The organism is Mucilaginibacter sp. PAMB04168 (genome assembly GCF_039634365.2).
GTDB lineage: Bacteria > Bacteroidota > Bacteroidia > Sphingobacteriales > Sphingobacteriaceae > Mucilaginibacter.
In genome coordinates, this window is sequence record NZ_CP155079.2 from 2,326,951 (window position 1) to 2,341,531 (window position 14,581).

The following is a 14,581-nucleotide window of genomic DNA, read 5'->3' on the forward strand; positions in this document are numbered from 1 at the left end:
TGGTTTATAAATGGTTATTAATTGGTACAGTTAAACGGTATTCATCTGTTGTGGTCTGCACTATGCGCTGCAGGTCTTCATAATTGTCTTCTAGTTTCCTCAATAGCTGAAATTGCGCCCGTGCACGTTGCAGATTATGGTCGGATGACTGGGTTTTAAAATAAATGTCGCCTTCAAGATAATCGGTTAAAAAACGCAGCCCTATCATGTAAGGCAAGAGCAAGGTGCCTATCATGAGCGATTTTACTTCTAAGTCGGTTAATACATTGGCCGTTTCTTTTAAAAAACCGATCGTAAATGCTTTAAATAAGCTAATGTTGACATCTATTTTAGACGTATCTGCTTCATCTTCGGCCGCTGTATTTACAATACTTCGTATAGCATCTCCAAAATCGTAAGCAATGTAGCCGGGCATAACGGTGTCCAGGTCAATCACACATTGAGCCTTGCCGTCGGTGTCAAGTAGCACGTTATTAAATTTGGTATCATTATGGGTAATGCGTAAGGGAAGTTTCCCCGCACGACCTAAGTTAAGAATGGAGCACATCTCCTCCTGGCGTTTCAATACAAATGCAGTTTCCTCGGCTACATCTGCACTCCGTCCCACCGGATCGGCATCCAACACATATTTAAATTTTTGAAGTCTTTTTTCAATGTTATGGAAATCCGGAATAGTTTCGCCCAGAAGATCGGCGTTCAAATCTGATATCAGCGCCTGAAAACGTCCAAAAGCTTTACCTCCTTCTCTTGCCTGATTAATCGTAGTTACAATATCAAATGATAGTGTATTTTTCAGGAAAATGTACACACGCCAGTAATTTCCTGCATTATCCTGGTAGTAGCATTTATTTTCGCTTGTCCTAACCAGGGTTAAAACTTGTTGGTTTGGATCTACACCATCCCAGGCCGACAGTTTCTGTTTAATATGATGCGTAACAATTTCAATGTTGTTTATTAAGATCGCTACGTTTTCAAAAACATGCGAATTAATGCGTTGCAATAAGTAGTCCGGCAGCTCAGACTTTGCATTAATGATATGGAAAGTGTCGTTAATGTGCCCTGAGCCATACGCGTTTATCTCTTTAACTTCTCCCTGTATGTTAAATTGAGACACAATGTCTTTTAAAGTATTAAATGTATAGGAGCCCAGATACATAAGTGTAAATAAAAAAAAGTTTATAGAGAGAGAACCGAGGTGCGTGCTTGGACAACAAGTATATTTGGTGTGTGCGCAAACAAATGTATAAAAACAATTTGTGTGCGCACACAAAAAAAAATATTTTTTGATAAATGTATATTTTTTTAGCGAAGAGTATTAGCTTAGCGGCGTCAAGCAGTGATATAAATCTAACCTACTTGCCTGCCTAAATTATGTCCTGAGGCAAGTCTTAACAAGTATTCACAAAAGCCTGCTTTGATAAGGTACTTATCCAAAGGTGTAACTAATTATAAATTATGAAGATAGGCTTAATTGTGTTCATGATATGCGCAAGCATAAATGCTTTCTGTCAGAATGATGATAAAAAGAAGCACGCCATTGATGTTGATGCAATACGTGAAACTCAATTAACAGGCGATGTTGGCTTAAGACCAACAATAATGTCTGCGCCGGCCAGCGCACAACAGGTGGCGCAACTTCTAAAGAAATTTCCTGGAAAGAGATACCTGACATTTCCGGAGACGCGCCAAAATTCCATTCGGTTGTTAGATTCACTGCCTAAGCCGTGGCTAAGCAGAACAGCTGCCGAGTTAAGTAACTTTAATGGCAGTGCACAACCCGGAGAGTACTACGTTTTTCAGATAGGGGTTTATGCAGCAGCGCAGCAGCTTGACGGACTCACCGTAGACATTGCACCCTTAAGCAATGCGGGTAAAGTAGGCATCACTGATGTCACCTGCTTTAATACCCAGGGTGTCGATATCGCCGGAAAATCATACAAAAAATCACTCACTGTAAAGTCTAAAAATGTTTTACCTCTATGGTTTGGCATTATGGTGCCTGAAAATGCAGCCGGCTTGTATAAGGGCTTAGTTCACATTAAGCCCCATGGCCTGCCAGCAACTACCGTTAATATAAACATCACTGTTAAAGGTAACAAGATTGAAAACCATGGTTTTAATAAGGATGATAAACTCTCCAGATTGGCTTGGCTAAATTCTAAAATAGCTTTAGATAACGATGTTACACAGCCATACAAGCAGTTAGGGCGTAAGAATGATGAGATTAGCGTACTTGGGCGTACCATCAAACTCTCTGCCGAGGGCTTGCCGCAAGATATACAAACTTACTTTGATAAAAACAACCAGCGTTTACTACCAACGAGCGAACCCATATTAGCAAACAAGATGCGGTTTGTTGTGGAGCAGCGCGGTAAACAGCTCCAATTTTCGCCTGCTGCTATATCTTTTACAGATGATTTGCCAGGGGCAACACGCTGGACAACTTTACTTAAAAGTGCTGACGTTAATATTGCGGTGCATGGTACAGCCGAGTTTGACGGATACCTAGGGTACCAATTAGTGGTTACACCGTTAAAAGATATTATGGTGGATGATATCAGGTTGGAAATGCCTATGTCTCCTCAAAAATCAACCTATATGATGGGTTTAGATAAAGAAGGCGGATTTCGACCCGAAAAATGGAACTGGAAATGGGATGTTTTAAATAAAGATCAGGATGAGGTTTGGATGGGCGATGTTAATGGCGGCTTAAAAATTAAATTCAAAGGTGCTAATTATAAAAGGCAATTAGTAAACATCTACTATTCATTTGGCCCACTTAATGAACCCGAATCTTGGGGCAACGGTAAAAAGGGCGGGATTGATATCAATACCGAAAATAAGGGTGCTGTGCTTAAAGCATACTCCGGGAGCCGTTTATTACGTAGAGGGCAAACCTATCATTTTAACTTCGACTTACTGATTACGCCTTTTAAACTCATTAACAAAAGCATCCAGTTTGGCGACAGATACTACCATACCGACATAGATACCACTAAAAATTTTATAAAAACTGCCAGTGAACATGGCGCTAATATTATCAATATCCATCATAAGAAGGACATCTATCCCTTTCTGGATTACCCTTTCATGGACGAAAACTTACCGGATTTAAAAGCATTTATCGATAGTTCACATGTACATGGTTTAAAGTCTAAAGTTTACTATACAACCCGCGAACTTTCGGTTAATGCAAAAGAAATTTGGGCTATGCGTAGTCTTAACAATGAAATAATATTTCCCGGTCCTGGTATTAATACACGTACGCTTGTAAATCCTAAAGGTGTACACCCGTGGCTTGCTGCCAATTTTAAAGAAAACTTTATACCCGGCTGGGTTGCAACCTTCACCCATGGCAAATACAAAGGCAGGCAAGATTTAGCTGTACTTACCACGCCAGATAGCAGGATGAACAATTTTTATCTTGAAGGTTTGGATTGGATGTGTAAAAACATAGCCATTGATGGTATTTACATGGATGATTTAGCTCTGGATAGAGAAACCATGAAACGCGCGCGCAAAATTTTAGACCGCGAACGTCCGGGTGCCCGCATTGACATGCACACCTGGAACCATTACAACGAGTACGGCAAATTTGCATCATCACTTAATGTATATATGGATATGCTGCCCTATATCGATCAGCTTTGGATAGGAGAGGCGCGTAACTATGACACACCCGCAGACTATTGGCTAATAGAAATTAGCGGTATACCATTTGGTTTAACCTCACAAATGTTAAATAAAGGTGGTAATGTTTGGCGTGGTATGAACTACGGTATTACAGACAGGCTTGGCTGGTTCAGATCTAAAACGCCCGAGTATTTGTGGCTGTTTTGGGACGAGCACAACATTGAGAAGAAGGAGATGATTGGTTTTTGGGATAAAAGCAACCCGGTGCGTAGCAATAACCCCGAGGTAGAAGCTACTATTTTTAAAGGCCGAGACGAAGTCTTGATATCCGTTGCTAACTATTCAGACAAGGACCAGAAATTTCAGTTAAATATTAATTGGAAGGCCCTTAATCTTACTCCCGATGAGGTTACTGTCGAAATGCCGGAAATAACTGAATTTCAAGAAAAAAAATCCATCAAATGGAATGATGAAATAAAAGCTGATGCGGCAAAAGGTTATATCATCGTCATTAAAAAGAAAGTTGTTAAAGTAATTCCTTTAGATACCAATCGTCACGGGTAACCCTATGAAATATAAATTTATTATTACACTGTTTTCCTGTTTCATTCTACAGCTATCCATAACCCGTGCGCAATCCGTGTACAAAATATATGTAGCTAATACAGGTGCTGAAAGCGCTTCGGGCACCAGGGAGCAACCCGTAAACACCGTGCAAAAAGCTATAGAGCTTGCATCTAAAGTGCAGGGTGATAAAGTTAAAAAAATTGAGATATGGGTTAGAGGCGGTACTTATTATATTGACCACTCAATTGATTTAATACAAGGAAAAACGTGGACGTCGACCTTGCCGTTAAGTATAGAAGCTTATAACAAAGAGCCTGTAGTTTTTCATGGCGGTGTTACTGTTGGCCACGATAGGTTAAAGCCTGTTACCAGTAAAGCCTACTTAAGCAGGTTTCAACCCGAATTTAGAGATCGCATACGTCAAATTGACCTTAAGGAGCTCGGTATAGACCCTGGTCAGCTGCGCCCGGTAGGTTTTAGCAGACCTTTTGGTCCAACCTGGATGGAAGTATTTGTAAATGGTGCTCCCGGGCAAATTGCGCGGTGGCCCAATGCCGGCACTGTACCCATTGATTCTGTTTTACAAATTGGCAGCACCATCTCTGATAAAAAGGCGGTGGCCGTAAAACCAGCGGAAGTTAAGAACGCCGTAATGGCTATTAAGCCTACTGAAGTGAATAAGGAGATTGTATCTATTAAACCGGTCGACTCGGCTTCAAAAAATACAACGGTAGCGGTTGTAGATACTACAAAAAAGGGCGGTGTGTTTTTTTATAACGATCCGCGCCCATCCAAATGGAAGGAACCTAAAAAAGCTTGGTTAAGTGGTTTTTTTATGTGGGGATATGCTGACGATGCTATACCCGTTGAAAGTATTGATACCATAAGGCGCATTATAAAAACAGCCATGTCTACCCGGTACGGTTTTGGCAGCGGTAAGCCATGGCGCGCCTATTATGCCTATAACATACCCGAAGAGATCGATATACCAGGAGAGTATTACGTTGATACGGATACAAAAATACTATATGTGCTGCCTCCAGCCAAGTTGCGCAGCCTGGAGTTATCCGTTTTAGAAACGCCAATGTTACAAGTGGAAGGTGTAAATAACTTTCAAATTAAGAACATACACTTTACATGTAGCCGCGGAATGGGTATTTATACCGAAAGAACAAAAGGCCTGCGTGTTAATCAATGTACGTTTAATAACCTTGGCATGATGGCGGTGTTTGTAGGTAAATCTATGCTGAGTGTTGACGGCGATAAAGTGGTTACTAACCTAAATGCAAAAGCGCGGGTAACCGGAGATATATTGCAGTATATTTACGACAATACCACCTTTGATAGTGAGGGCGGCAGTGATAACGGTATTCTAAACTGTGAGGTTTATCAAACCGGGGCAGGTGGTATTTATCTTAGCGGAGGTAACCGCATTGCCTTAACCGCTTCAAAGTCGTTTGTAAAAAACTGCCTTATACACGATTATAACCGAATCGCAAAAACCTTTATGCCGGGCATTTACATTGCTGGTGTGGGTAATACTATTGCTAACTGCGAAATATACAATGCCCCTTCGGTGGCTATTTTGCTGCATGGCAATAACCATATAATTGAATATAATGATATACACAGCACTACCCTGGAGGTTGATGACATGGGTGCCATTTACCATGGTCGAGATCCGTCAGAGAGGGGAAATATTGTACGGTATAACTACCTGCATGATTTAGGTGGCTTAAATAAAACCATGGGAGTTTATCATGATGATGGCGCTTGCGGTACACAGGTTATCGGAAATGTTTTCTTTAGAGCCGGTACCGTAGCCGGATTTATTGGCGGGGGGCAGGACAATGTTTATATCAACAATCTGTTTCTGAATACGCGTTATGCATTTCATATCGATAAGCGCCTAACAGGGTGGGCCAAAGGTGTTGTGCAGCCAAAGGGCTTGTTTCAAAAGCGGCTCGAAGCTGTCAACTACACCAAGCCGCCTTACTCAACAGCTTACCCTACACTGAAGGAATATTTTAACGAAGGGCCGGCCGTGCCTCAACGCAATAAGTTCGAAAACAATGTTATGGTAAATATTGAGAAAAAGTTTGAAGGCGATACTACGCTGGTTTATTTCGGTAAACACAATTTCGAAACTATTGGCGATCCCGGATTCAAGAATTATCCTAAACAGAATTTTAAGATAAAACGACATTCTTTAATTTATGATAATGTGCCGGCTTTCATAGCGCCACCTCTTAAAAAAATAGGTTACCGTAAGGTTAAGTGATGCTCTAACCGTTAAGCTATGCCTGTTGAACAACATTTGAAGATCTTTTACCTGCAACCTTACCACGAAGGCACATCCATTGCCGATATTGTATCGGCGATGGATGATTTGCCTAAACACGCCATAGCAAAAGCCCCTTGGGTAGATTATCAATATAAGCCCGACTGTGCTTTTGCAATAGCGCACGGTAACAGTAATATATATATCAAATTTTTTGTTGTTGAAGATGCTGTGTTGGCAAGGTTTACAACACCTAATAGTTTGGTTTATAAGGATTCGTGCGTTGAATTTTTTATAGCATTCAACAATGAGCAAAGTTACTATAATCTCGAGTTTAACTGTCTGGGTACCGCTTACGTTGGTTATGGGTCAGGTAAAACCCAACGGGAGGCTGCGCCAGTTCCTATTGTTGAGCGGATAAAAAGTAGTTGTTTATTGCGTTCTGCTGATGGTAAATTTAAATGGGAGCTTACGCTGGTAATACCTACAGATACATTTTACCGACACAGCAGCCCACAATTATTGCAACTTGATGCTAAATGTAATTTTTACAAATGCGGAGATGATATGCCGGTTCCACATTATTTGTGCTGGAACAATATTGTTTCTGACGCTCCGGAATTCCACTTACCCGATTTTTTTGCGAAGGCCAGTTTTATTCCTCAATCTTAGATGTTGTCTTCGTCCACGTAGTAATTAAAATTCTCTTTAGTAACAATATCCAACGGTAAAAATTTAACGGCTGCCACTTCTTTCTTAAAAACGAGGTGTTCAACAAGCTGGTTTATACCCCAGTAACCTTGTCCCTTTGGGTTTTGATTGATGAGAAAGCTTATACTGCCCTTATTAAGGTAATGAACGTTTTGCGGTAGCAGGTCGTAACCTATAATGTTAACATGCTGAATATTTTGCTGCTCTAAATATTTAGCAATATCATGAGCTTTGGAGGTTGTAACAAAAACGGTTTTTAAATCGGGTGTGTTAGCAAAAATTTGGTTAAGGCTGGCTTTAAATGTGGCAGCATCCTCGCGTTTAAGCTCTGCTTTTATAATGTTATAACGGTCGCTCAGGTTATTATGCAAAAAGTAATTGCGTAAGCCTTGTTCTTTTTTTAGCAAGTGCGCTGCATTGCTTATCTCTTCGTCAATGTGCGCAACCAGAATTGATGCTGGTTGCTGCATGCCGTAATGTATCAGTTTACCGGCTAAAAAACCACTTTGGTAAGAGTCCTGTCCTATGTAGCTTAACGGGTCGAAATCAGCTATTTGGGTGTTAAACAGCACAAACGGAATATTCTGTTTCTTCCATTGTTCAAAAAATGGCAATACTTCCCGGTAAAATATAGGCGATAATAATATGCCGTCCGGGTTACTGTCTGAAACGTTTTGAGCGGCTTCTATAAAAGATTTAACATTGAATGGATCAAACGTAAACTGGTGAACCTGCATGCCAAATTTACCCAAGTCTTTCTCCGCCTTTTCGATGCCTGATTTTGGGGCAAGCCAGTAAGAGTCGACCGTATGATTGGGTATTAAAGCAGCTAAATGATATGTTTTATTGGAACCTAGCGCGCGGGCTATGAAGTTAGGCTCATATTTCATCTCGCTGATAATCTTGAGCACTTTTTCTTTTACCTTTTCATTAACATTGCCACGATCATGTAAAACCCTGTCAACAGTACCTGTAGAAACATTCGCCTTTAGGGCAATATCCTTAATCCTAACATTTACCTTCATGCAGCATTCAGCTCTAATAAATTTGTGTGCAAAACTACTGTAAAAGCAAGTTTAAACAAATACAACCCCGTTATTATCTATTAGTTTTTGTTGTGAACCAACTACCGCGTAAGCAGTAGTACAAATTAAAAAGGTAACAAGGGATCAATAGCATATAGGCGGCCTGATTGTTGGTTAGTCGTGCAAGCCAGCCATAAATCAGGGGCATAATAGCACCGCCTGCAACACCCATAATTAATAACGCCGAGCCCCGGCTTAACTGTGCACCGCTTAACCCTTTTAGTGCTTGCGGCCATATAGCAGGCCATAGTAATGCGTTAGACAGCCCTAGTAATGCTACAAACGCAATAGAGGTTTTGCCGGGAGTAATGATAACCAATACGGCTATAATAAGGCCTAAAATAGCTGAATAAAGAAATGCTTTTTCTTGTGTTATAAATTTAGGGATGGCAAAAGAACCAAATAAGTAGCCAATAACGGTAAATGCCAGTGTATAAGAGGTGAGACTTTTGGCGATGTTTAAATTGAATCCATGATATAGGCCATAGTTGCCGATAGTGTCTCCAGCCAAAACTTCCAGGCCTACGGTGCAAAAAACGGCAACAAATCCCAACAAAAAATTCACACTGTTTTTTTGATTTATCGGTTGGCCGGTGTCTGCGGCTGCAACTGGTTTAATTTCGGGAAGATGTGCGTATTTAATGCCAAATGCGATTGTCAAAAGTATTATGCATAGTACCGTATAGGGCATTATAACCGCACGGGCGAGCTCATTAAGCCGTAATACTTTATTGGCTGGAGAATATTGCGCTAGTTCTTTGATCAGATCCCCGGCGTTGTTTAAGATGATAGCGCCTAAAATAATAGGTGCAATCACACCTGCTAGCTTATTGCAAATGCCCATAATGCTCATGCGTTGTGCTGCCTTATGAGCGGGCCCAAGTAAAGTTATATATGGATTAACTGCCGTTTGCAACAACGTTGTGCCAGTACCCACCACAAATAAACCTAGCAAAAATATAGGGTAGTAACGCATCAAAGCGGCCGGAATAAATATAAGACAGCCAAAAGCCATAATTATCAGACCTAACCGCATCCCCTTGATCATACCTGTACGCTGCAAAATTTTGCTTGATGGAAGCGCCATTATCGTGTATGATATATAAAAGGCAAATGTTACAAGGTAGGCCTGCCACTCTTCGAGCTGACAGGCAATGAGCAAGTAAGGAATAAGTGTACCGTTAACCCAGGTTACAAAACCAAATATGAAAAAAAAAGCACCAACAGTGCCTATCTGCTTTGCATAACCGCCTTTAGCGGTTGGTTCACTTAAATTAGCTGTAGCGTTAACCATGTTTATGATGTATTAGTATGGTAATTACTTATATCTGTTTTTTAACAAGTCTTTCATGTACAAATTTACATCCCACTGATTAGCTACCGGTGTGGTACTAAATGGCTGTAACTGCATATATGGATGAGGGCCAAACTCTGCAGTAACAGTTAAATATTCTGAGCCCTTAATTCTATGCGCATTTATCACCCTATCCCAACAGGCAATATGCGTCGCCACAACTTCCTCCCATTCAGCCGAACGCGGATCAGTAACCTGAGGTCCATGAGCGTGGCCTATACGGGCATGAATATGGTCGGTATGTGCAACGGCCAAATCAACCGCCGTTTGCTGATCGGCCAGGTAACTTTCGGCCACTGCGTACCAGTGAGATATATCGAGTGTTAGTCTCAAATCACGATATTTTTGCAGATATGCCTGCGTTACATGTGCAGCGAAGCTAAACTTGCCGCGATGCGTTTCGTGAACAATTTTTACACCGGTCTCAGCGCTTATTTTTTGAGCGCGTTCAATTAAGTATTCATTTTGCTGAAATGTGAAAAAATCCTTTCCGGTGTGCGACGTAATGAACAAAGGCAAGGCAGCAGCCATAGACCGCAACCGCAGGTCAAATTCATTAACATGCGTTTCAAAATCAGGCGTAACCGTGTCCCAATGCTGCCCAATAAGTTTTAAGCCATGCCTGCTTAATGTTGATTGGATGAATTTAATCTCATTCTCATCAAGTGGTAAACTGGTTTCCACACCGTCAAAGCCGGCGTCTTTAACCTTTTCACAAAAAGATTCCCATGGGGTATCTTCCTGGCCCCATCGGGTGCAAAAAAACAATAATTCCAAAATTATAGGGTAGCCGGGTCAATAATAATGGGAAAAAACTGGCCCTCTATTTTATTCCCCTTCGGAATAGGAGGAGTACCGGGCATAAGTTCCTTGTCAGAATTAGTGATGGTACCGTCGGCAAACATATTTAACACAAACGCCCTGCGCGAGCGTGTTGACTTATTCTCATACGATCCGTGCACCAAAAGCGGATGGTGAAACGTACCATAACCACGTTTTAACTCAATAGGTATGGGGGTAAATGCCGCTTTCTGTTCTTCTGTTAAAAACTCCATTAAACCGTCCATTTCGCCGGCAAGCTCAGGCTTTTCCAAAAGGCCCCAACGCTGGCTGCCCGGTACATAATACATGCAGCCATTTTCGGTTGTTGCATCGTCAAGCGCTACCCAGCAAGTAAGGTGCTGCAGTGGGGAGGTACGCGTCCAGTACGAATAATCCTGATGCCAGGCTACTACGCCTCCATGATTGGCCGGCTTGCAAAATAATTGATCATGCCAAAAACGAACAGCTTTATCGCCCAATAATTGACTTGCAGCCATCACAAAAGCCGGATTCCATAATATGTCATGAAACCCGGGTGTAAGACGCCATGCACCAAGTGCATGAAACAACACCGAATTTTCATCAGTTGATGCATTTGAGAAAAATTGATAGAACAGGGAGTGTTTGGGATGATCGGGCTCGGCAATAGCAGCAAGCTCATTATTAAGTTGGTCTACCTGCCATTCTTCTAAAAATTTTATATTACTTAAGTAGCCATTCTCATTAAAAAAGTCTATCTGATCCTGGGTGAGCTTGTATTGTTCCCACTCTTCTTTGTTTGCAGGCCATTTAAAAAAATCAGATACCAATTGGTGGTGTTCCGAAAGATCTACTAATTGCTGGTTTTCCATATCGATAAAATTTACAATTTGTTTAACATTGGGGTTGGCTGTTGCAGTGTTATAAGGTTTTTATACTGGCTAAAGAAATTCCGGTTATGCATCTCTTTGATAAATTGAAAGGATCTGTCTTCGAATAAGATTTCATAAGGCAGTGGTACTCTTTTTTTATGCTCTGCCGCGCTAATGGTATTTAGTGCATTATAGTCGCCTTTTAAAAACGAGAACGCCCACTGTGCTGCCATGTCATTTTGGTCGTGCATTAGCCAGCTGCTTAAAATAGCTTCTTTGTTATCACCCGTTCCAAGCACATTCATAAGGTACATGCTCAAAAAATCATTTGAGCTATAAGGCGTCCCCGGATGGTTTTTCCTGTAATCTATTATATATTGTGTAAGCTCCGTAGAATTTACCCCGTTTTTCAAAAGCGAAATATAGCTCTCGATAAAGGCCTCTAAGCGCTCATCTACTTCATACGGTTTGCCTACTCCTAAATTTTCGGGCCACTGGCGGGCTTCATTTATATAATGAAGTGCTTGTTGTAAATTGTTGTCTTTTATCTCGTCAAGTGCAGCAAAAACATGAATTTCCTTCCAAATATTTCTTCCTTCAGATGCTCCTTCATTTGGCAGCACGGTAAGTTGCTGCAATAGCTTAATACCCTCGGTAAAGTTTGAGGTATGCATTAAGCAATTGGCTAATTGTAATCCAAGGTAATAATTGCCCGCATTAACGTGGTAACCTTTCTTTGCCATTTGTAATGCTTCTTCCCAATTTTTGTTTACAGCAAGGTAATTACATAAAGAGAACGCGGTTCGCCATTGGGTAGGGGCCAGTTCATATGCCCTATACAGATTTGACAGTGCAGCATCGAAGTTTATTTCGCGCAGCAGGTTAGCTTTTACTATGTAAAAAGTGTAACTATCAGGTTCGTTATTACATTGCTGTAGAAGCGCTAATGCTTCCTCTTTACGCAGCATTTGTATATAAGCCAAAGCAAGGTAGTATTTAAATTTCCAGCAATCGTTTGTATTTATTGCCCATGTTAACGCATCTACATCTTCCTCGCGATGCGAAAAAACAAAATCAGAACCTAATAGAGTACTTTCTTCCAGTAACTTGACAGCTGCTGGTAAGTCGCCTGACACACCTTTAACATAAGCCCTCCAAATACATACCATGGCATAGGCAGGGGCAAAGTCCAAAATCTCAATGCTGGTTTCGAACTGTTTTACGTTGAAGTAAAATAGGCTTAGCTCAAGATATGTTTCATAAGGCATTTCACTTTTAATGCCTGCATTAAAGTCATTGGCGCTCACCGTGCCAAGCTTGTAAAATTCAAAACGCGAAAGGTGATCGAGCGGGTTGGCCTGTATTAACCTTTCTGCCAGCGCTTTTGCATTGTTATGTTTACCTTGCAAACGTGCAACCAACACTTCTAACTGTAAGGCTTGCCAATTGTACACGTTGTACTGAAGTGCCTTTATAATATAGGATGACGATTTTGTTAATTGTTGCTGACTTAAAAGTACCTTGGCTAGCTCGGTATGGCTGGCAGACCGATATTGTATTGACTGACAGGCTATAGAAAACCCATCCTTGGCATCTGTATATAATCCTAACCTGGCGTTAACAACACCGTACAGATAATTTGCTTCGGCATTGTAAGTATCAATAGCTAAAGCTTTTTTCACTAGTGCCAAAGCCTTGGCATATTTAACCTGCCTAATGTATACACCCGCTAAACCGGTTAAAGCTGCCGTGTAGAACGGGTCTTTTTTGAGGCAAAGCCGGTACTCATCAACAGCACGTTCGTAAAAACGTTGTCGTTCCCACTCTTTAGCCTGAATGCAAATAGCCTGTACCGATTCAAAATCGTAACCGGTAGCGATGTCAACAGGCCTGTTTAGCTTATAATCTTGTTCAGTGGCATCAAAAATCAGTTCGTCGTTAAGCCAAACTTTTATGTTCTCAGGTGTTTCTGATATTTGTAGTGGTATGCAGGTTGTTTGTAGCGTAGCAAATACAATATCTTGCTTCAACAACATCCTCCCGTTATCCTCAATCTTCAAACAGCCCTCTAATGGTTGATTAGCGCAAATATTTATTTGGCAGCCATTAGTTGTACAGGTTAAATAAAAGGATAGCTGCTCATTAGCGTAAGTTAAACCGTCTATATCTTTTATAGGAAACCAATACTCTGCCCAATTATCAAAGCTATGCGGTAAGAACGAGCTATGTTTAAAAGGGGTTTTTGAACTTTGAGCTATACTTTGATTAAACAACCGGCCCGATTGCACCTCTGTATACTGCCCATCGGTGTCGGTTAGTAAATCTTCCCATATCATTCCGTACCTAGAGAGCCCCCAGATCCATATTTTTTTACCAGGCTTGTCATCGTACGTTGCTGAATGCCCGAAGCCGAAGTTGTCTGCATGCCAGTAACAACCCCAAAAGTCGGCATATGATCCAACAACGTGATATGACTTATACTCGCCAAAGTTATTTTGCTCATAGTCGGATATCGCACGACCTTCTTCATCTTGAGGCCAGCTGAAATGCTTCCCATCATGTCCGAGCCTTTGATGGCCAGGGAAAACATACTCCAGATCGCCATTAGTTTTAATGCCTATATTGTTCCACTGGTAATAGGATTGCTCTAATTGGCTGTTATTATACCAGCTGGATCTGGTTAGGAAAAATGCGGTATCAGCAGGCAGATTGATTTCAATTAACCAATTAGATCTTGATGGCCAGTCGGTTGCGCTGATAAAGCAACTTACGCTACCATCGGCGTTACTACGGGTAAAGTAATCCACCGGAGCTGAACATGATGGAGTGTGACCTATAATTCCCATATTGGTTTCCATTCCGCCTGATGTCCAGGGACCACGCATAGCTACATCTCTAAATTTAGCTGCATGATTAAAGTAGATAAACTCTTTACCACTACGTTTTTCAACAGCGCCCCATATTTTCCCTCCTACAGCAGGGTTTATCCATAGTTTGATGTGCTCATTTTCCAATACAATCATTTCCCAAGAGTGGGGGGTACCAGCATTCGTGTAACCGTCAAAACGATTGTAGGGGTAAAGCCGGCCAAATTCGGGTATCGGGCTTGGGTCAGAATAAGGATAGGTAGTTAAAGTAATTAACTCTTTACTAACACTTGCTTCCTTTTTACCTTCAGGCATCGTAAATGGTATTATGAATAGAAATTGGTTGGCTATCTTGTTCCAAACCTAACGAACATAAATACAGGATGCAACTTTTTTCGAAAAAAATGTGT

9 protein-coding genes are annotated in these 14,581 nt (G+C 41.2%); 3 read left to right on the top strand and 6 right to left on the bottom strand.

The window, feature by feature from the left end:
• Positions 1-4 precede the first annotated feature (4 nt).
• Positions 5-1,156, bottom strand: a complete 1,152-nt coding sequence (locus ABDD94_RS10075; protein ID WP_345955749.1) for an aminoglycoside phosphotransferase family protein — start codon at positions 1,154-1,156, stop codon at positions 5-7.
• A 299-nt stretch (positions 1,157-1,455) separates the two neighbouring features.
• Between ABDD94_RS10075 and ABDD94_RS10080 the strand changes: the two genes are divergently transcribed.
• The 3 genes from ABDD94_RS10080 to ABDD94_RS10090 are packed head-to-tail and all read left to right on the top strand — an operon-like array spanning position 1,456 to position 7,153.
• Positions 1,456-4,197: a glycoside hydrolase domain-containing protein gene (locus tag ABDD94_RS10080; RefSeq protein ID WP_345955750.1), complete on the top strand. Its 2,742-nt coding sequence runs from the start codon at positions 1,456-1,458 to the stop codon at positions 4,195-4,197.
• 4 nt (positions 4,198-4,201) lie between these two features.
• A complete protein-coding gene (locus tag ABDD94_RS10085) occupies positions 4,202-6,481 on the top strand; it encodes a right-handed parallel beta-helix repeat-containing protein (protein WP_345955751.1) in 2,280 nt (759 codons plus the stop codon).
• 18 nt (positions 6,482-6,499) lie between these two features.
• Positions 6,500-7,153, top strand: coding sequence for a carbohydrate-binding family 9-like protein (locus tag ABDD94_RS10090; protein WP_345955752.1), 654 nt, complete (start codon positions 6,500-6,502; stop codon positions 7,151-7,153).
• On the opposite strand, the gene ABDD94_RS10095 is transcribed toward ABDD94_RS10090, so the two are convergent.
• The 5 genes from ABDD94_RS10095 to ABDD94_RS10115 form a co-directional block, all read right to left on the bottom strand.
• Positions 7,150-8,217: a substrate-binding domain-containing protein gene (locus ABDD94_RS10095; RefSeq protein WP_345955753.1), complete on the bottom strand. Its 1,068-nt coding sequence runs from the start codon at positions 8,215-8,217 to the stop codon at positions 7,150-7,152. The genes ABDD94_RS10090 and ABDD94_RS10095 overlap by 4 nt on opposite strands.
• A gap of 73 nt (positions 8,218-8,290) precedes the next feature.
• Complete coding sequence (locus ABDD94_RS10100) at positions 8,291-9,571, bottom strand: sugar MFS transporter (protein ID WP_345955754.1); 1,281 nt, start codon at positions 9,569-9,571, stop codon at positions 8,291-8,293.
• 24 nt (positions 9,572-9,595) lie between these two features.
• On the bottom strand, positions 9,596-10,408 hold the full coding sequence (locus tag ABDD94_RS10105) for a TIM barrel protein (RefSeq protein ID WP_345955755.1): 813 nt from the start codon (positions 10,406-10,408) through the stop codon (positions 9,596-9,598).
• A 2-nt stretch (positions 10,409-10,410) separates the two neighbouring features.
• Positions 10,411-11,304 carry a phytanoyl-CoA dioxygenase family protein gene (locus ABDD94_RS10110; protein WP_345955756.1) on the bottom strand — a complete coding sequence of 298 codons (894 nt, stop codon included), beginning with the start codon at positions 11,302-11,304 and terminating at the stop codon, positions 10,411-10,413.
• 11 nt (positions 11,305-11,315) lie between these two features.
• Positions 11,316-14,486 (bottom strand): DUF5107 domain-containing protein, encoded by a 3,171-nt coding sequence (locus ABDD94_RS10115; protein WP_345955757.1) that lies wholly within the window; start codon positions 14,484-14,486, stop codon positions 11,316-11,318.
• Positions 14,487-14,581: the final 95 nt, after the last annotated feature.